Source organism: Acinetobacter courvalinii, from assembly GCF_014635545.1.
GTDB lineage: Bacteria > Pseudomonadota > Gammaproteobacteria > Pseudomonadales > Moraxellaceae > Acinetobacter > Acinetobacter courvalinii.
Genome location: NZ_BMDA01000004.1, coordinates 1 through 18,692 on the forward strand (window position 1 = coordinate 1; position 18,692 = coordinate 18,692).

General features: G+C 40.3%; 16 protein-coding genes and 1 rRNA gene. 16 read left to right on the forward strand and 1 reads right to left on the reverse strand.

Translation table 11 applies throughout. From position 1 onward, the window contains the following. The 10 genes from rrf to hisC form a co-directional block, all read left to right on the forward strand. A 5S ribosomal RNA gene (rrf, locus tag IEV39_RS13945) occupies nucleotides 1-107 on the forward strand; the annotation flags it as partial. A 106-nt stretch (nucleotides 108-213) separates the two neighbouring features. Further along, nucleotides 214-714 carry a hypothetical protein gene (locus IEV39_RS13950; protein ID WP_005283480.1) on the forward strand — a complete coding sequence of 167 codons (501 nt, stop codon included), beginning with the start codon at nucleotides 214-216 and terminating at the stop codon, nucleotides 712-714. A 159-nt stretch (nucleotides 715-873) separates the two neighbouring features. Next, nucleotides 874-2,322 carry an RNA polymerase factor sigma-54 gene (locus IEV39_RS13955; protein WP_005283483.1) on the forward strand — a complete coding sequence of 483 codons (1,449 nt, stop codon included), beginning with the start codon at nucleotides 874-876 and terminating at the stop codon, nucleotides 2,320-2,322. A 168-nt stretch (nucleotides 2,323-2,490) separates the two neighbouring features. Beyond that, the gene (hpf, locus tag IEV39_RS13960) at nucleotides 2,491-2,832 is read left to right on the forward strand and encodes a ribosome hibernation-promoting factor, HPF/YfiA family (RefSeq protein ID WP_004655596.1); all 342 of its coding nucleotides are present in this window, start codon (nucleotides 2,491-2,493) and stop codon (nucleotides 2,830-2,832) included. Between the two features lie 137 nt (nucleotides 2,833-2,969). After that, nucleotides 2,970-3,221, forward strand: coding sequence for a BolA family iron metabolism protein IbaG (gene ibaG, locus IEV39_RS13965; RefSeq protein WP_005228821.1), 252 nt, complete (start codon nucleotides 2,970-2,972; stop codon nucleotides 3,219-3,221). A 6-nt stretch (nucleotides 3,222-3,227) separates the two neighbouring features. Beyond that, the gene (gene murA, locus IEV39_RS13970; protein WP_004774988.1) at nucleotides 3,228-4,487 is read left to right on the forward strand and encodes a UDP-N-acetylglucosamine 1-carboxyvinyltransferase; all 1,260 of its coding nucleotides are present in this window, start codon (nucleotides 3,228-3,230) and stop codon (nucleotides 4,485-4,487) included. Beyond that, nucleotides 4,484-5,173, forward strand: a complete 690-nt coding sequence (hisG, locus tag IEV39_RS13975; protein ID WP_005283487.1) for an ATP phosphoribosyltransferase — start codon at nucleotides 4,484-4,486, stop codon at nucleotides 5,171-5,173. Before murA ends, hisG begins: the two co-directional genes overlap by 4 nt. Before the next feature lie 139 nt (nucleotides 5,174-5,312). Then, nucleotides 5,313-5,975, forward strand: coding sequence for a DUF4272 domain-containing protein (locus tag IEV39_RS13980; RefSeq protein ID WP_005283489.1), 663 nt, complete (start codon nucleotides 5,313-5,315; stop codon nucleotides 5,973-5,975). A gap of 130 nt (nucleotides 5,976-6,105) precedes the next feature. Continuing rightward, nucleotides 6,106-7,395: a histidinol dehydrogenase gene (gene hisD / locus IEV39_RS13985; protein ID WP_005283492.1), complete on the forward strand. Its 1,290-nt coding sequence runs from the start codon at nucleotides 6,106-6,108 to the stop codon at nucleotides 7,393-7,395. Between the two features lie 61 nt (nucleotides 7,396-7,456). Continuing rightward, the gene (gene hisC, locus IEV39_RS13990) at nucleotides 7,457-8,542 is read left to right on the forward strand and encodes a histidinol-phosphate transaminase (RefSeq protein WP_005283495.1); all 1,086 of its coding nucleotides are present in this window, start codon (nucleotides 7,457-7,459) and stop codon (nucleotides 8,540-8,542) included. 14 nt (nucleotides 8,543-8,556) lie between these two features. Here the strand turns inward: hisC and IEV39_RS13995 are convergent, their stop codons facing one another. Continuing rightward, nucleotides 8,557-9,903: an anthranilate synthase component I family protein gene (locus IEV39_RS13995; RefSeq protein ID WP_005283498.1), complete on the reverse strand. Its 1,347-nt coding sequence runs from the start codon at nucleotides 9,901-9,903 to the stop codon at nucleotides 8,557-8,559. A gap of 530 nt (nucleotides 9,904-10,433) precedes the next feature. On the opposite strand from IEV39_RS13995, the gene filA reads away from it, so the two are divergent. From filA to filF, 6 genes are all read left to right on the forward strand, one after another. Continuing rightward, nucleotides 10,434-11,426 (forward strand): putative pilus system protein FilA, encoded by a 993-nt coding sequence (gene filA, locus IEV39_RS14000; protein ID WP_005283501.1) that lies wholly within the window; start codon nucleotides 10,434-10,436, stop codon nucleotides 11,424-11,426. A 268-nt stretch (nucleotides 11,427-11,694) separates the two neighbouring features. Beyond that, the gene (gene filB, locus IEV39_RS14005) at nucleotides 11,695-12,528 is read left to right on the forward strand and encodes a putative pilus system C39 family peptidase FilB (RefSeq protein ID WP_005256106.1); all 834 of its coding nucleotides are present in this window, start codon (nucleotides 11,695-11,697) and stop codon (nucleotides 12,526-12,528) included. Between the two features lie 44 nt (nucleotides 12,529-12,572). Then, nucleotides 12,573-13,709, forward strand: a complete 1,137-nt coding sequence (gene filC / locus IEV39_RS14010) for a putative pilus system protein FilC (protein ID WP_005283504.1) — start codon at nucleotides 12,573-12,575, stop codon at nucleotides 13,707-13,709. Between the two features lie 12 nt (nucleotides 13,710-13,721). Next, entirely contained in the window at nucleotides 13,722-15,386 is a 1,665-nt protein-coding gene (gene filD / locus IEV39_RS14015) for a putative pilus system OmpP1/FadL family transporter FilD (RefSeq protein WP_171067880.1), read from the forward strand. Then, nucleotides 15,386-16,654, forward strand: a complete 1,269-nt coding sequence (filE, locus tag IEV39_RS14020) for a putative pilus assembly protein FilE (protein WP_005283510.1) — start codon at nucleotides 15,386-15,388, stop codon at nucleotides 16,652-16,654. Before filD ends, filE begins: the two co-directional genes overlap by 1 nt. A gap of 21 nt (nucleotides 16,655-16,675) precedes the next feature. Then, nucleotides 16,676-18,688 (forward strand): putative pilus system protein FilF, encoded by a 2,013-nt coding sequence (gene filF, locus IEV39_RS14025; protein ID WP_005283513.1) that lies wholly within the window; start codon nucleotides 16,676-16,678, stop codon nucleotides 18,686-18,688. The last annotated feature ends 4 nt before the right edge of the window (nucleotides 18,689-18,692 follow it).

Sequence of the window (18,692 nt, forward strand, 5' to 3'; positions counted from 1 at the left end):
CAATAGCAAGAGTGAACCACCTGATCCCTTCCCGAACTCAGAAGTGAAACCTCTTAGCGCTGATGGTAGTGTGGCACTTGCCATGTGAGAGTAAGTCATCGCCAGCTTTTAAATATGAAACACCCCTAACCTGACGGTTGGGGGTGTTTTTTATGGCGTAGAGAAAATAGTATATTTAGCTCATATACAAGAAATAGTATCTAAAGAGCAAATATGGTTTATAAATTAAGTGAACAGTTAGATCACGTGGGTAATTCCGAATATATTTTTGAAGCTTACGAAGAATATTTAAGGGAAAATCGAGGTAAATTACCAACGAGCATTTTAGACCTGATCGACTCTGAACAGTGGCAGGGTGAAAGTGGTTCAACAGCTCCATATTATTGTGAGTTAAAGGATATTGAGGTCATTGACTTTGGAAAAGCAACAGCTCGTCTTATCCTTACGTTAATAAAAAAAGAGCATCGAGACTATAAAGAAAAGCCTTTCCAGCTTAGATTAATTTATCAAGGTTTGTTAGAGCTCAATATTGCTCAACAAAGGGATATTTCAGTAAATCCTTTCATCTGGCGATATGATGAGTTTTTATTTTTTGATCCATGGAGTAGTTATGGGCATAATGAAAAAATGTTCACTCATAATATTGAATGGGTAGGGAAAAATGTCTGGTCTATTACAGCCAAAGACTTAATTGCTATTTGGGAGGATTTATGAGAACTGATTCAGGTAGACGATAATTTTTCTCGAACTCTGTATATATTGACTCGTTCAGTCAAAAAGAATGTAATTTTCCTTGTATGCGTAAACATTGCTTTTATGTTATAAATATTTTTATAGGCATGTTTTTTGCTTATCTAAATAAAAGGAAAGACTATGAAATTATCTGTTGGATTGAAAGTTGCGAACAGTTTATCGTTAACACCTCAATTACAACAGGCCATACGTCTTTTACAACTTTCCAGTTTAGAACTCGAACAAGAAATTCAAATCCAGTTAGACAGTAATCCATTGCTTGAAAAAATAGAAGAGATGGGTACAACAGAAAGTCTTTCGGCGCTAGAAGGGGCAGAAACAGGGGATTTAACCACTGAGCTGAATGCTGACCATCTTCCAAATGACTTACCTGTAGATACTGAATGGGATGATATTTATACCCATCAATCCACTGCTTTGGCTTCACCAGAATACGAAGAAAGAGAAGACAATCGCCAAGCACAAATGAGTTTGAAAGAGCATATTTTAGATCAGGTTAATCTGTTGCATTTTTCGATAGTCGATAAGCTTATTGCATATTGCATTGTTGATTCTCTGGATGACAAAGGTTTCCTGGATGCGGAACTGGAAGATATTCTGCTTGCCGTTTCTCGATTGTTGCAGGAGATGGAAAGTGATGAAGATGTTGAGGAAGACGAAGTTATTGTTGTTTTAAAACATATTCAACGTTTGGATCCTATCGGGGTTGGTTCAAGAAACTTGGCGGAATGTTTGAAAATTCAGCTTGAAACTGTTCATGAGAAAGTTCCTTATGTGGCAGAAGCCAAGAATTTACTGAAATATTATGAATTATTGATCTCTAATGATTTGAATAAATTATTAAAGCAAACAGGGTTGACCAAAGAACAATTAACAAGTGCCGTCGATTTACTCAAGACCCTCAAGCCTTATCCTGGATTAGAGTTCAACCAACAGGAGTCTGAATATCAGGTTCCCGATGTCGTCGTTTCTAAAAAGGATTTGCATTGGCAGGTACAGCTCAATCCCGATGTTCTGCCTAAATTACGGATCAATTCATTTTACTCAGGTATGATTCGTCGTGCAGATCAGAGTGATGATAATGTTTATTTAAGAAATCAAATGCTGGAAGCGAAAAACTTTATCAAGAGTATTGATGAACGTCATAAAACCTTATTAAAGGTTGCAACCTGTATTGTTGAGCATCAACGCGCCTTTTTGGAGCAAGGTCCAGAGGCAATGAAGCCTTTAGTGCTCCGTGATGTAGCAGAAGAAGTTGAGCTACATGAATCTACCGTTTCCCGGGTTACGACCAATAAATATATGCTGACTCCGCGTGGTTTATTTGAATTGAAATATTTCTTTTCAAGTCATGTGGGGACAACAACAGGCGGGGAAGCGTCATCAACTGCGATTCGTGCCATGATCAAAAAGCTGGTTTCCAATGAAAATCCACGTAAACCTTTGTCGGATAATGCAATTGCCGAGATGCTGAAAAAAGAAGGGATTGAGGTGGCTCGGCGGACCGTTGCGAAATATCGTGAATCGTTACATATTCCTTCATCTTCTGAAAGAAAAGTCTTGATCTAAATTTTAAGGTGTGACTATTCTATTGGTTCATTATTACGGAATAATGAATTTTTTTAATGATCACTAGAGGAATCGCTGAAATGATTTAATGGATGTTGAACCACTGATGTGCATTAAATTTGCTTGAGCGATTGCTTGTATCCTGAGAAAAAGGTGAGGGATAGAATTATGCAAATAACAATTCGTGGACACCATTTAACCATTACACCAGCAATTGAAGAAAATATAAAAGAAAAGTTTAGTCAAATGACCAAGCATCTGGATCAAGTGAATAGTATGCAGATCAAGCTGGCTAAAGATCATCAAATTGACAAACGTTCACACAAAGGAAGTGCAAACCATATTGCTGAGGCAATTATACGTTTGCCAGGGGTGGAACTGTTTGCTCAGGCGACAGCCGATGATATGTATACCTCGATTCGGAAATTGACCGATAAATTAAAACGTCAGCTTGCAAAACATCGGAAAATCCAGTGTTCGTATCAGCATGAACTGGCACTTTTGAGTTAATTTTTATTTTTATATAAGAGGCTTTTTGTGAAGCCTCTTTTTTTATTGATAAAAAAAGAAACTGCTTACTGAATTATGTGAAAAAGTTATAGTAAAATAGCGCGTTTTACACCAATGGTTGTATAAGAGGTCTTGGAATGAATAGTGAGCAGCTCACGCAAATTTTAAAAGAAGCTTTCCCTGAAGCAGAAGTAGCGGTGAGCGGACAAGCTGGCAAATTTGACCTGCGTATTGTTGATGATCAGTTTGAAGGTAAACGTACCGTTGCTCGTCAACAATCGGTTTATGCACCTCTAAATTCCTATATCGCGAGTGGTGCAGTTCACGCAGTCACGATTCGTGCAATGACAAAAGACGAATGGCGCAAAGCAAGCCTTTTCGGAGCTTAAATATTAATGGATAAGTTTTTAATTACGGGCGGTGTTAAGCTCGAGGGTGAAGTACGCATTTCGGGTGCTAAAAATGCGGCATTGCCTTTACTTGCAGCAATGATTCTTGCTGATTCTCCGATTACGTTAACCAATGTGCCGAACTTAAAAGATGTAAATACATTGGTTAAGTTGATTGCTGGCCTTGGCGTGACCATGAGCTATGAAGGTGAGACGGTTTGTGCTGATGCTTCAACATTAGACAACCAGTTTGCACCTTATGAACTTGTACGAACCATGCGTGCATCGATTTTGGTGCTTGGCCCGTTGTTGGCACGCTATGGCAACGCCAAGGTGTCTTTACCGGGTGGTTGTGCCATCGGTTCGCGTCCAGTTGACCAACATCTCAAAGCTTTAGAAGCTTTGGGTGCGCATATTGAAGTGGAAAATGGTTATGTCCATGCTTCAGTTGATGGTCGCTTAAAAGGCGGTGAAGTTGTTTTTGATATGGTCACCGTTGGTGGTACCGAAAACATCTTGATGGCTGCGGCCTTGGCTGATGGCGTGACCACAATTCGTAACGCTGCTCGTGAACCTGAAATTACCGATCTTGCGCAAATGTTGATCAAGATGGGCGCCAAGATTGAAGGTCTGGATACCGATACACTTGTAGTAACAGGCGTTGAAAGTTTACATGGCTGTGAATATGCCGTGGTTGCTGATCGTATTGAAACCGGCTCATATTTAGCTGCTGCTGCCATTACCGGTGGCCGAGTGAAAACTACGCATACCGATCCTGCATTGCTCGAAGCAGTATTGGATAAGTTTGAAGAAATGGGTGCAGAAGTCACGCGTGGTGATGACTGGATCGAACTGGATATGCAGGGCAAGCGTCCAAAAGCGGTAAGTTTCAGAACTTTACCGCATCCAGAGTTTCCAACAGACATGCAGGCTCAATTGATGGCAGTGAATGCGATTGGTCGTGGTTTTGCAACGATCTCTGAAACGATTTTTGAAAACCGTTTCATGCATGTCCCGGAACTTTCACGTATGGGTGCCAATATTCAGGTGGAAGGACATGATGCGGTGGTTACAGGTGTGGAAACACTGCAAGCTGCCCCTGTCATGGCGACGGATTTACGTGCTTCATTTTCACTGGTTTTAGCGGCTTTGGTTGCTGAAGGCGAAACACTGGTTGACCGTATCTATCACATTGATCGTGGCTACGAACATGTGGAAGAAAAATTGCAAAGTTTAGGTGCTCAGATTAAGCGAGTAAAAGGATGAATGACTTAAGAAACGATGATCCAAATTTTGACGTAATGGGCAATTTTGATCATGGTTTAACTTTAGCACTCAGTAAAGGTCGTATCTTAAAGGAAACTTTACCCTTGCTTGAAAAGGCGGGTATTAATTTACTTGAAGATCCAGATAAATCACGCAAACTGATTTTTCCAACCACGCACAAGAAAGTCCGTATTTTGATTTTACGTGCTTCTGATGTTCCGACTTATGTTGAGAATGGTGCAGCAGACTTTGGTGTCGCGGGTAAAGATGTGTTGATGGAACATGGTGCCCAACATGTGTATGAGTTGCTTGATCTGAAAATTGCCAATTGTAAGTTAATGACAGCTGGTAAAGTCGGTATGGAACGTCCAAAAGGCCGTTTAAAGATTGCGACCAAATACGTCAACTTAACCCGCCAATATTATGCAAGCCTCGGTGAGCAGGTGGATGTGATTAAGCTATACGGATCAATGGAGCTTGCGCCTTTGGTTGGTTTAGGTGATTACATTGTCGATGTGGTGGATACGGGTAATACTTTACGTGCCAATGGCTTGGAGCCGTTAGAAGAAATTTGCAAGGTTTCTTCTCGTCTGATTGTGAACAAAGCCAGCTTTAAACGTAAACAAGCTGTTTTAAATCCGATTTTGACGCAACTTGAAGAAGCGATTAAAGCACGTCAAAACTGATTGTTGTACATCAAATTAAGAAACCGTTCTCATGAGCGGTTTTTTTACATTTGAAGATTGTGAGAGAGATATAACACCTTTGTTTCTGAGCTGAAGCTATGTTAAAAAAGCTAATGATGTGTTGAAAATGTCAGGAACAATGAAAAATCCACTGCAGCGTAAACAAGAATCTATTCTAAAATTAAAAGCTAAAGCCATACCTTATATCGACTGGTTGCCTCATATTGAATCAAGTGATGACGTGATCCAGCGCTTTGCTGAGCGCATTGCCAAGCGTGCGATTGCATGTTTACTGATGATTCAGGTGGCATGTGATCTGGATCAAGATCAATTTGATCAAGAAACAGAAGATTTTATTGTCGATCTATTAAATAAATTTGAAGTCACTGATGAATTAACTGTTAAAGAAAAAAACATATTGAATCGAAATGCTTCACAGCAAGAGATTGTCAATATGATCTGGAAGTATGAAGCCTATTGGGTGTTGCTATGGGCATTGGGGATTGTCGAAGAGTTGAAATATCCAGATGAAATCGCAGATTGTGATTTTGCCATTCAGGCGGTATCAGGCTGTGATTCATTGCAGGAATTTATGCAGCAGGTGAAATTAAGAAATATTGAAGAGATTCTGGATGAAGCAGATCTGATCTATCGTTATGACTGGGCATGTGTTGATGCGCGATTAAAACAGCAGCATGCACCTGCAAATTTAAATGCTTCCATAGTTCTGGAGCGTCATGGCGCTTTAAACTGGCTGATACAGGCCGATGCGGATTGGGATAATCCGGATGTAAGTACTTAAAACTTATAGATCTCTTATCATTAAATGTTTTTTCCTATAAAAGCTACGGAAATGCTGATGTTATCTTGCCCACAAGCGTACTGAAAAAGAGTAAACTTAGCGTTCTCTTTTTCGCCTTGTGGGTAAATTGATGCGACGTTTATCGACTCAGGATCAAAATTTTAAACAGACATTTGCTGAACTTTTAGCATTTGAAACCGTGAATGATCCTCAACTTATACAAACTGTAGATCAGATTATTGCTGATGTTCGTCAGTATGGTGATGATCATGTGCTTAAACTAACGCAACAGTTCGATCGACATCCCGCGCATCAATTCTCTGATTTAGAACTGACTCAGGCACAGCTCAAAACGGCATTTGAAGGCTTAAGTGTTGAAATCCGTGAAGCACTGGAACTGGCAGCAAAACGTATCCGTTCGTTTCATCAGGCACAAAAGCAGGAAGGTTGGACCTATGTTGATGAGCTGGGTAATACCTTAGGCCAGAAAGTCACAGCACTGGACCGTGTTGGAATCTATGTACCGGGTGGCTTAGCGTCATATCCTTCATCGGTGTTAATGAATGCTTTACCTGCACATGTCGCGGGTGTTCCTGAAATTATCATGGTGGTTCCTGCACCAAATGGTGAATTGAATCCATTGGTATTGGCAGCTGCTTATTTGGCAGGGGTAAGCCGCGTGTTTACTATTGGTGGTGCACAGGCCGTTGCAGCATTGGCTTATGGAACACAAACCATTCCAGCGGTCGATAAAATTACAGGACCTGGTAATCGATTTGTAGCAGCCGCAAAACGTGCTGTTTTTGGTCAGGTTGGTATCGATATGATTGCAGGACCTTCGGAAATTTTGGTTTATGCCGAAGGGGAAAATAATGCTGAATGGCTAGCCATGGATGTATTGTCTCAAGCTGAGCATGACACCGTTGCGCAAGCGATTTTCATTACCCCAGATGAAGTGCTGTTAAATGCAGTTGAAGCTGCGATTGAAAAACACTTAACTGAATTACCAAAAGCAGAAATTGCCAAAACCTCAATTCAAAATCGTGGTGCGTTGGTATTGGTAAAAGATCGCGCAGAAGCAATTGAACTGATTAATCAGGTCGCACCTGAGCATTTAGAACTCTGTCTTGATGAGGCTGAATTGATGAGTCAGGAGATTCGTCATGCTGGTGCGATCTTTATGGGACGTTATACCCCAGAAGCCATTGGTGATTATTGTGCTGGTCCAAACCATGTCTTACCGACATCGGGTACTGCACGCTTTTCTTCACCGCTTGGTGTTTATGATTTTCAGAAACGCTCTAGCTTGATCATGTGCTCCGAAGAGGGCGTAAAGAGCTTGGCAAAAGCAGCTGATGTGTTGGCAGTGCAAGAAAATCTTGATGCTCATGCGCGCTCAGCCCGTTATCGTTACCAATAACCGATTCAAAGATTGATAGGGGCTGGTTAGCCCCTTTTTTAGGATACATGAGAGTAGAACAATGACGTTTACAGCAGAACAAATGCGGTTTTGGAGTCCCGAGGTTCGTGAATTAGAGCCTTATGTACCGGGTGAGCAGCCTAAAATTCAGAATTTACTCAAACTGAATACCAATGAAAACCCCTATCCACCATCCCCAAAAGTAGTCGAAGCGGTCCAGGCTGTGTTAACTGAACAGGCTGATGCTTTGCGTTTATATCCAGATCCTGATGCAACCGCTTTAAAACAGGCGATTGCCAAGCAGCAGCAGATTGATGTGGCTCAAGTGTTTGTAGGTAATGGTTCGGATGAAGTTTTAGCACATATTTTTAAAGCTTTTTTTATCCAGAAAGAACCAATTCTTTATCCGGATATCACCTATAGTTTTTATCCTGTTTATAGTCAGTTTTTTGCAACACAAACCAAGCAGATTCCTTTGAATGAAAAATTCGAAATAGATGTATCGGATTATGAACAGGAAAATGGCGGTATTATCATCACCAATCCAAATGCCCCAACCAGTATCGCGCTTGGTTTAGATGAGATTGAGCAGGTACTCAAGGCAAATCCAGATCGCGTGGTGGTGATTGATGAAGCTTATGTTGATTTTGGTGCTGAGTCCGCGGTGCAATTGGTCAATCGTTATGAAAATTTAGTGGTTTGTCAGACCACTTCGAAATCACGTTCATTGGCGGGCTTACGGGTTGGTTTTGCCATTGCACAAGCGCATTTGATTGCGGCACTTGAAGCCGTGAAAAACAGCTTTAACTCTTATCCAATCGATCGTTTTGCCATTGCCGCAGCGGTGGCTTCCTTTGAAGATCAGGCTTATTTTGAAGCGCAATGTGCCAAGGTGATTGCCAGCCGGGAAAAACTGGTCGATGATCTGACTGCTTTAGGCTTTGAGGTATTGCCATCGAAAGCCAATTTTATCTTTGCCACACATCCACAACATGAAGCTGCGCAGTTGGCCCAACAATTGCGAGAGCAGGGGGTTATTGTGCGTTATTTCAATAAACCACGTATTAATCAATTCCTGCGTATCACGATTGGGACCGATGAGCAAAATCAGCGTTTAGTGGAGACCCTGAAAACACAAATTTTATAAATCTGTAGTAAAGCTTATTGTTTAGAAATCTGCCATGTATTGAGTAAATCCAGCATGGCAGAAATTTTATCAAAGCATTCCTGATATTCGGCTTCTGCATCAGACGCAATGGTGATGCCGCCACCCGCCCACATAGATAATTGATCCTGATATTTCTGAATACTACGGATCAAGATATTCCAGCTGCCTGTACCATCGAAATTAAAGTAACCCAAGCTGCCACAATAAGCACCACGTGGTGCACCTTCAAGCTCTTCAATAATTTGCATGGCCCGAATCTTCGGTGCACCAGTGATTGAACCGCCAGGTAGCGCCGACAATAACATTTGCATCGGATTGATATCTGCTTTTAAGCTCGCTGTAATCTCGCTCACCATATGGTGAACCTGATTAAAGCTTTCAATTTCAAAGAGCTTAGTAGTTTCAACCGAACCTGTTTCTGCGTACACACTCAGATCATTACGCAAAAGGTCGACAATCATGACATTTTCAGCCTGATCTTTTTTAGAATGGCTGAGTTTGTCTTTGGAAATTTGGTCTTGTTGTGGATCATCAAAGCGCGGCATGGTGCCTTTGATCGGACGTGTTTTAATTTTCCGATCAGCCTGAAACTCAATAAATAATTCAGGTGAACAACTCAACAGTTCGAAGTCATCGAGTTTGAGGTAGCCCGCGTAGGGTGCATGGGTCAGTTTCCATAAATCATTGGCACGGCTTAACAGCGAACCCTTTGCATGGGCGGTAAACTCTTGAGTCAAATTAATTTGATAGCAATCGCCTGCTTTGATGTATTCCTGTACTTGCTGAAAGGCCTTTAAATACTGCTGTTTTGACCAACGGGCTTGGCATTTCTCAAGTAGATAAAGTGGGCTAGGTGTTTGAACAGCTTGATTGATGAGATCCGAGATCTGCTGAAAGATGAATGCTGCTTGCTGTTCATCGCTGTGAAAATACCAGCCATCATTCTCATACTTTAAAAAAGTTGAATATTGACCTAGGAAAAATCCGGGTTGATGACGTGAATTTACTTCGACAAATTGATCTGCACTATAGTCATAGCTAAAGAAGCCAATATAGCCACCATTAAACGCGACGCTATCAGATGTCTCAGAGGTAGGCTTAAACTTTGAGAATGCCGTAGGTAATGACGCTTTGGATGCTCTTTGATATTGATTAAATTGAATTTGTTGAAATTGCTTTAATTGGGATTGTTGGAAAATTAAAAATTCTTGCGGTAAAAAAGCAATAATGGGCGTATTGTGGTCATATAAGTAGACTAAACCTGTTAATTCATACAGTTGTGCAAGAAGGTCAAATGCAGAGGTGAGTTGCGTGTTAAGCTTTTGCTGAAAATAAGACATAAAAACGGAAATACTTACAGATACATTTGATGGAATGAATTGTACTACATCCAAAAACACTGGACTGACATTTATAATCTGATGACGTAAAAAACCAGCAATTTAATGGTAAGAATACGAACTGATTTTTGCTTTAGGAGATGGATTGATAGGATAGTCACTCAAATACTGAAAAACGCATTTTTGTATACACTTGTAACCATAACCTTCTGAGTGGATAAATGGCCATTGATCAATCGATTTATCTGCATTATTGTAGATAAAAATAAAAATAAAAAATAAATATAATTTACAGTGGCTTAAAGTCAATTTGTCAAAATAAGAAAGTGGGTGAATTATATGCCGTTTGTCGGTTTGTACTTAAAAAGCAGTTAACAGGAGTTGAACATAAAATAACAAACAGGTAATTTAGTAATTGCTAAGCGAACTACTCAAGGATTGGAAGTTCTAGTTGTCATTAATAAAAAAACGACCGTGGACAGTTTAGAGTAGTGAAAGTCAAAAAATAAATGCTCTTGGGAGAGTGCTCAATGAAAATGTTTACTAAACTTGTTTTAGTTTCTTCAATGGCGATTAGCGCAAATGCAATGGCTATGCAGTCAATGGATGATGCTGCACTAAGCGCTGCAACAGGTCAAGATGGTCTTAATATCGGTCTAGGAATTTCTAGAGTCGAAATCGAAAAAGTTTTAATTCATGATAATGATGGTTTAGCAACCACTGCTGGTGGTACGGGTGAAGCTGGCGCGATCGTCATTAAAGCAAATGGTACTGGTCAGACTGCTGCAAATGGTATTGTAATCAATGCACCAATGAATGCTGCTGGCACAGCACTTGATACTACACGTGCTTTGGCATCTCATAACCTAGCTGATTTAGTGATTGATACAGATAAGGGGACAGGTACCAACGGTGCATTCTTGAACGTTGCTGCGGCAGTGTCTGGTCTAGATATCTATATTGGTGAAATCGGTGTATCTGGTTCAAATGCTGCAAGCACAACTGCAGTACGTCGTGGTAATGATGATGCAAATTACAATGCTATTCTCTCTGGTTTAACGCTTAAAACTGGTTTAACCAGCGCGAATATCCAACTAGGTGCTGCTCCACAAGGTGCAATGATCGTGTTGAATACCACGATGCAAGGTGGTTTAGAGCTTAAGGATCTTGGTATTGTAGATAGTTCAACTAAGCAAGGCACAGGTGACGGTACTACGGGTAACCGTGCTGCTGGTCAAATCTATCTTGACAGTATTAAAGTTGCTGACGCTTCAGGTGCGGACTTAACTGTAAATGCCAAAGTAAGTGTGGTGGGTAAAGAAGGTACAAATAACGGTTATTTACGTATCATTACAGGTTCTGGCGACACAACTCCAGCAACTGATGCATATATCAAAGGTGTACATTTAGGTAGTAAAGATGCTGCATCAATTGGTGATGTCGAAGTACAAGGGTTACAAACTTATTACAACAACGGTACAGCGAACGTAAAAGGTTCTATGATCACGATTTCTGGTCACTAAGTTTCCTTCAAAAAAGCGCACAATGTGCGCTTTTTTTTATTTTAATTATCGATACTTAAAGCAAAAAACGAGAAACGTTGCGTTAATCACAATCATTTATTAAAACTTTACTTAATTCTATTTTTCATTACATTTCGTCAAAAAAAACTAAAAAAAAGCTGTTTTTTTCTATAAAAAAAGGTATCTTCAACAGACAGGGATGTAGTGTTTTTAAACACTAAAATAAAACGAATAAGGCAAGTTGTGCCATAGTTAGAAAAAGAGACTTATGTTAGAGATCGCTTTAGGCTCAGCATTGATGTATTACTTTACAACGCAAGCCTTTGAAATTGAGAAAAAGCCAGAGGGGACTGTGCATTACACAGAAACTCTCGATTCCCGTAATCCTTCATTTACTCGTAATCATCGCGAAGCCGTGGTGATTAAGCCTGCTGTCGAAGATCAATTCAGGGGAATTGTACGTCAAGCTTACGACTATAGTTGCGGATCTGCTGCCTTAACTACGCTATTAAATGGTTATGGTGGTTTGCGCTTGACTGAACAACAGACGATGACTGGTTTGCTTCAATATGGTGAGTATCAACGTATTATTGAGCGTCGTAGTTTCTCCTTGTTAGATATGAAACGTTTCGTTTCAGCATTGGGGTTAACAAGTGGGGGATATCGCGGTGAATTCTCTGATCTAACTGCATTAAAACAACCTGCAATTGTTCCTATTACCTATGCTGGTTTTAAACATTTTGTAGTCTATAAAGCATATAAAGATGGAAGAGTCTATGTGGCTGATCCAGCTTTAGGGAATATCAGCTTTGATGAGATTCGGTTTAAAGAAATCTGGGATAACAATACTTTATTTATTGTTGATATACCTCAACAGTACCAAAAGAATTTATTGGCACTTCAAGATTCGGACATGCGTCATGTAGAAGATGCAACTGTAAATCGATATGCCCTTGCTGACATTCAGTATCCAACGCAACAGTTTGAGAAACTTGCAGATAAAGGATCAACTATGCGTCGGGTACTGGATACGAACTCTACATCAGATACTTACAATCAACCGATTACGACGTATATGCGCTTATATTACAAGCGGAAATAGTGAAGAAAAATCAGTAAAATTAATGTAATAGGATACAAAGTAAAATGAATCATACATGGATGAAGATGACTGTGCTGGCGTTGAGTTTAGGCGCAATCACATCAACACTTTACGCAGCAGAAGAGCAACCTGTAGCTGAAGCAGCGGTACCTCAAACAGATGAGGCAGCAACTGTAAACACTGAGACCGTCACACCTACAGAAGAGACAGCAGCGAGTCCAGTTGCGCCAGTGGCGGAAAGCAGTCAGGCCGATCAGGCTGCCAGTGCATTACAGAAAAAAGAAACGGATGCGACTCAAGAAACCAATTTGCAAGAAGTATTCACCTCAAATGAACGTCAGTACTCGCTCATCAAAAAAGGTGTTTTTTCATCCTACTACGACATTGACTACACTTATTATCGTGATACCCGTGTCGATGCCTCTATGGATAATGGCAACTTAAATAATCTAAGATTTGAAGAAGATGCCAATCATACCTTAACCAACACATTTACAGTACAGTACGGCTTATTGGACAATCTTACGTTGTCTGCATCATTGCCTCTCGTTGCAAAAAAAGAATTATTAAAAGATAAAACAGCTGCAGGTTTAGGGGATATTAACTTTGGGGCACGCTGGGAACCATTTCCTTTAAAACAAGGACGCTTACCTTTAGTACTATTCGGAAGTTTATCGACCAAAACGGGCGACAGTCCTTATGAAATTGGGATAGATGAACTTTCAACTGGTAAGGGCTATTACTCAGTTGGGGTCGGCGCAAGTACTCGTAAATATATTGATCCTGTTGTGTTATTTAGCTCTGTATCTGTCAACTATGGTTTTAAAGAGTCAGGGTTGGATCAGGCTCGAGGCCGAAGAACGTTAGAGAGTTTTGATCCTGGTGTGAGTGGGGGCTTTGCTTTTGGTTTTGCTTACTCATTTAACTATGATGTGTCACTGACCATGTCATATCAACAAAGCTTTAATACAGGAGCCAAATTCTACTTTAAAGAAGATGAAAGTTACGAGTCAGGGGATCAAAGTAGTGCCATGCTATCTTTTGCTTTAGGAGTTCGTGTTTCTCCTGAAACAATTGTTAATGGTACGGTGGGTATTGGCTTAACTGAAGATGCACCAGATGTGTCACTTGGTCTATCTTTCCCATTGGATATTATAGGTTTTGGCAAAAAAAATCGTTAAGGAGATGTAATGGTGAAACACCTTAAATTATGTCCTTTAACGATAGCCATATTTTTCGCTGGTTTATCTACTGTTGCTAATGCACAGTTAGGACAAGACTTATCTGTAGACTTGAGGTCGCTTGCTTTGGGGAACGCTGTAACGGCAGACCCACCGGGTATTAGTGCAGTGCATTTTAACCCGGCAGCACTTGCAAAACTTGATGGCTTACAAACCGATGTGCAAGGTATTTTGGCAAATTTTGCCATCAAACGTGATTATTCTGCACCTGTCGGTTACAACGTTTTTGGTTATTCGGATGATCCGCTAGTTTGTAATGATGGGCCTGAAATTGATTCCAATATTTGTACAGACTTTAAAGGTACAGTGCATGGGGATGTGGAATATGCCAGTATTTACGTTCCTGTTTTAAAGAAAATTGTTGATTTAGGACCAAACTCGCCTTTAGTTGCACCGACTGCAGGGATTTCATATAAACCCCCTGGTTCAAAAGTAACTTATGCAACCGCTGTGTATGCACCTTTAGTTGCGGGTTTTGGTGCGGAAGATGGCAACCCGAGTAACTATATGGGGCAACAAGTTGCCTTAGAACGTATTACCTATTTATCACCATCTTTTGGTTATCAAGTCAATGATCATTTATCACTTGGCGCGTCATTTGGTATGTCTTATCAGGCAATTGCCCTGAAAACGGATTTACGTTTTCCGAATGAAATGATTGGCGTATTACGTATGGTCGATGAGGTTGTTTGTCGGCCATTTAAAGATAATGGCGATATCATTACCGATTTACTATTATTTGGTATCTGTAATGCCAAAGAAGGGATGAACCCGTTTAATAAAATGGGAGCCATGGATGTTTCCTTAGAGCAGTCTTTAAGCCCAAGTTATAACCTTGGTCTACTTTGGGAACCCACTGATGACTTTAGCTTTGGTATGGTCTATCAAAGTGAAGCCAAAATGCGCTTAAAAGGCAAATATTTAATTAATAATGCAGTGGCTCCGCAACAGCTGGTTGCAGGTTTAAACTCGTCTGCAACAGGGCAGATTCTTGCTGCGATTCTGGGCTTACCTGGCTATGTACCCGATGTAGAGTCTGGACTGGTTGCGATGGATTTCAAATATCCTCAGCATTTTAAAGCAGGGATCAAATATAAAATTTTCCCAGACTTGCAAATGAACTTTGACGTTGGTTGGACAGACTTCTCGGCTTGGGACAAATTTAGATTTGAATTTGACCGACAAATCTCCTTACTTAAAGTGGCTAAGCTGTTATCCAATGATGTGACAGACCGCTCTCTGGCCCTACCATTACGCTTCCAGTCTTCTTGGCGTTGGGGGATCGGTTTTGAATATTCTGCGACAGATCGTTTGAAATTACGAATGGGATATGAACCGCGTACTAGTTCTATTCCTGATGACAAACGAAATACCATGGTACCGATTAACAATGCGCAGTTATTTGGTCTAGGTATTGGTTATCGTTTTGATCAGGATACTGATCTAGATTTATCATTAGGTTTCTTACGCAGCCGGGATGATATTCCAGCCAATACCAGTAGCTTATCGAATCAGACCGGGGTAGGTAATATCCTGTTAAACCCTTATGCAGGCCTAAATGTAAAAACCAATACTAAAGTCACCTTGCTTGGCATTAACTATAGAACAAAATGGTAATGTATAAAATGATTAAACAGCCTCTGCTCGTGACCTTGTTCGTTGCTTTGACAAGTGGAGGAGCTGTATATGCAGAAGAGGGCTTTTATACGATCATTGGCCCAGATGGTCGGCCAATGATTATTCCTCAGAAAAAACAATCTCAGCCTGTAAAAAACCTATCAGTTCAGCAAAAACAGGAGAAGGTGGCACAGGTTGAGAAAGTAGAAAAAGTAGAAACTGTCGTGGTTGAGAAAAAGCAGCAAGATCAAGTAATCGCTTCTTCCAAGCCAACTGCTGCAATGGCAGTGCCTAAAGCACCTGCACTACATAAACAAGCTACCGAGGCGAATGTTTCTCACGCTCCTGTCATTGCACCTGCATCACCTAAACAAGTAAAAAAAGTAGAAGAGATTAAACAACAACCGCAGCCATCTGCAGCAGAAACCGTCCTACCGAAGGTGATATCAGCACAGAAGTCACAATCTGTTGATATTGATCCTACTATTTCGACTAAACCACGTTTGACAGCAGAAAAGCTGAATAAAAAAGCAGTAGTACAAAGCTCGCAGCCAGTTGAAACCGTAAATGTTGAAACTTCTACGACAGCACCTGTTTCGAAAATTGATGGTGTGGAATACGTAAATAATGAGTATTTAGAAGATCAAGAATTTAACCTTGATGGCAAGAAACGTTTTTATACAATGCCAGATGGGACGGGTCGTATGGAAACAATCGAGCGTAAAAAAGGTGTAAACCAGTCGATGCTCAATAGATTGTTGAATCGCAATCCTAAGCCTGAAGCACCAATTGTTTTATCCAGTACTTATATTCGTTTATCTGCAGAGGATTTGGCAGCAACGTTTGAAAATGATCGCTGTTTCTTAAAAGATTATAAAAAATCAATCAAGACCTTAACCCCTAAAAAGGAAGTCGGTGTTTGGCCGAGGAAGCCTTTAAAAGAAAAATTTGAATACGAGGTGGTTAAGCTGGATCATTCTGTGGAATATATGCAAATTGCTTCTTACGCTTCTAGTAATGAGAAACCTGTTTATTATTGGCCTTTAGTGGTCTTTTTAGATGAAAAGGGCTGTGCGCAGGAGGCCGTAAGTGGGTTTAAAAATAATCTGGTGAATACAACACTGCTGCAACACTCAGCAATTCAGGGGGTGGTAAAAATTCCTCCAAAAGCTGAGTATATGATGATGACACCACTCGCTTCTGCAATTGATGTGCCTGAAAGCGAACTATCAAATCAAGGTCAGATAAGGATCTCTGCTTTAAAATAAGCATTAACAGGATTAAAATGTATGAATAAGAAAATATTATTACCTTTTGCAGTATCTACGCTTGCAGTGATGTTACATGGTTGTGGTGGTGAAAGTGCCAAGATTAATGAAGACCCAACCAAAGGGGTAGAAGGTGTTACTTCAAATACCAGTTGTAATGTGAAAGAAGATACCTGTTTACAGTTTGTGCTGGATTATCCGATTGCTGGTCTCAATTTTGATTGTAGTTCAGATAAATTTAATCATTTTGCAACAAAAATGGAAGGTAATCTTGCTACGGGTGCCTGTAAGTTGGGGGATACAGTTACTTTCTATCTTCAAGGTGAGACCAGTGCACGCAAAATTAATCTGGGCTCAGTGCAATTAGATAAGATTACTAAACTCAAAACAGCTGCTTATTCCCGTATCCGTATTGTTGATTTAGCAATGGGCCTCACTGGAAAAACACCAGCAAGTGTAAGTGCAGATGACGAAACCATACGCGTGGCAATGGCTTTAGTTAAAATTCTCCAGAGCCAAGGTGTTGTGGACAATCGTAATGTGATTGGTGACATTCAGCAGATTGAATTCACAAAAGAAAAGAAAAATACGCTTGTGGAAATATCTCAGGATGTTGGCGTAAATGAACTCAGTAGCGGAGCATATGCAGAAATTCTGAAACCTTGGCTAGACGTAAGTGGAATTACTGATGAACAAGCCTTGGCTATCGTTACTCAGCTACTAAATCTAAGCCAGGTCGGCGTATGGTATGCGGAGTTACCACTCTTTAAGGCAGGAAGTAATGGAGCTGTTATCGAAACGCCAAATGAAGGAAGTGGCGTATTCCCAGATGGCTTGTTTGGATGCAACAGAGACCTTTATAAGGACTGTTTGAATGCTACAGATGGAAAAGGTGCAACCTTACGTCATTCTATGGGACGTTTTGAGTTATTGACAGATCGTCAGGGTTATATTCTCGGTTATGGTCAACAATGGCGAGGTAACCCGATTATTACCAATAGTGTGGTTGCTCCACCACTTGCATTAATTGGAAGTGCTAAACCAGAGAAAATGCAAGTTCAGCCACAAAAAAACTGGTTTAATTTGATTAATCAGGAAATTAATCCAGGGCAACCTTTGCGTTTCATGTTAAATAACAACTCTGCTGAAGATTTATTAGTCACACAAGGTAAGTTGATTAATGGAACAAATATTGCTAGTACTGAAGCGGTTTATCGCCAACTCACTAAAGCTAAATCTACCGATCCTTTTAACAACGCAAAAGATTTAGGTTTATGGCAGCAGAATATTGATGGTATCACCTATAAAGGCGTAACTGATGTCTTTAAATTTAACTCGGCAAGTTATTTATCAAAAGATGTGTTTACTACAGAAGCAAATGTCAAATCTGGACAACGTTATGCCTTCCCTCTCTATGCAACCCTAACGTTTAAATTTCAAGATGCCAGCATTGCCCCTGTTGATTTAGGGATTTTGATTGATGAACATGGAGATATCCGAACCGATATCAAAAAAGATGCAACCGCAACAGATATGTCGGGTAATTGTGCCCAAGCTGAACCACAGGCGGATGGTACATATTTAGATGAGTTTGGTGTAACACAATATCGAATTGGTACAACAGGTGGCGCAAACTCTTCAACAAATGATAAGTCAGTAACCGTACGTATGATTTTCTCAAATCCGAAATTTGGCGTACTTGAGGGAATTTTACTTGGTTTAAACTTTACCTCTCTGAATAACAAACAAAATATTAGTGGCGCAAAAATCAACGTGTTTAACTTGTTAAATGGTGAAGCGAATGGAATTAACTTGACCAACTTCTCTGATAAGACCGTTTCATGGTTGAATATGCACGGAGTTTATCTGACCTCTTATATCACTATATATGACCATAAAGACACGGATAAGAGTAAATTGATTGCACCAACAGATGCGGAACGTGCCATCGCTAAGCGTTATACGGGTACCGCAAGTATTAAGGTTGCAGACCAAAAAATTCCAGCCTGTAATGCGATTAAGATAAAATCTTAAAGGA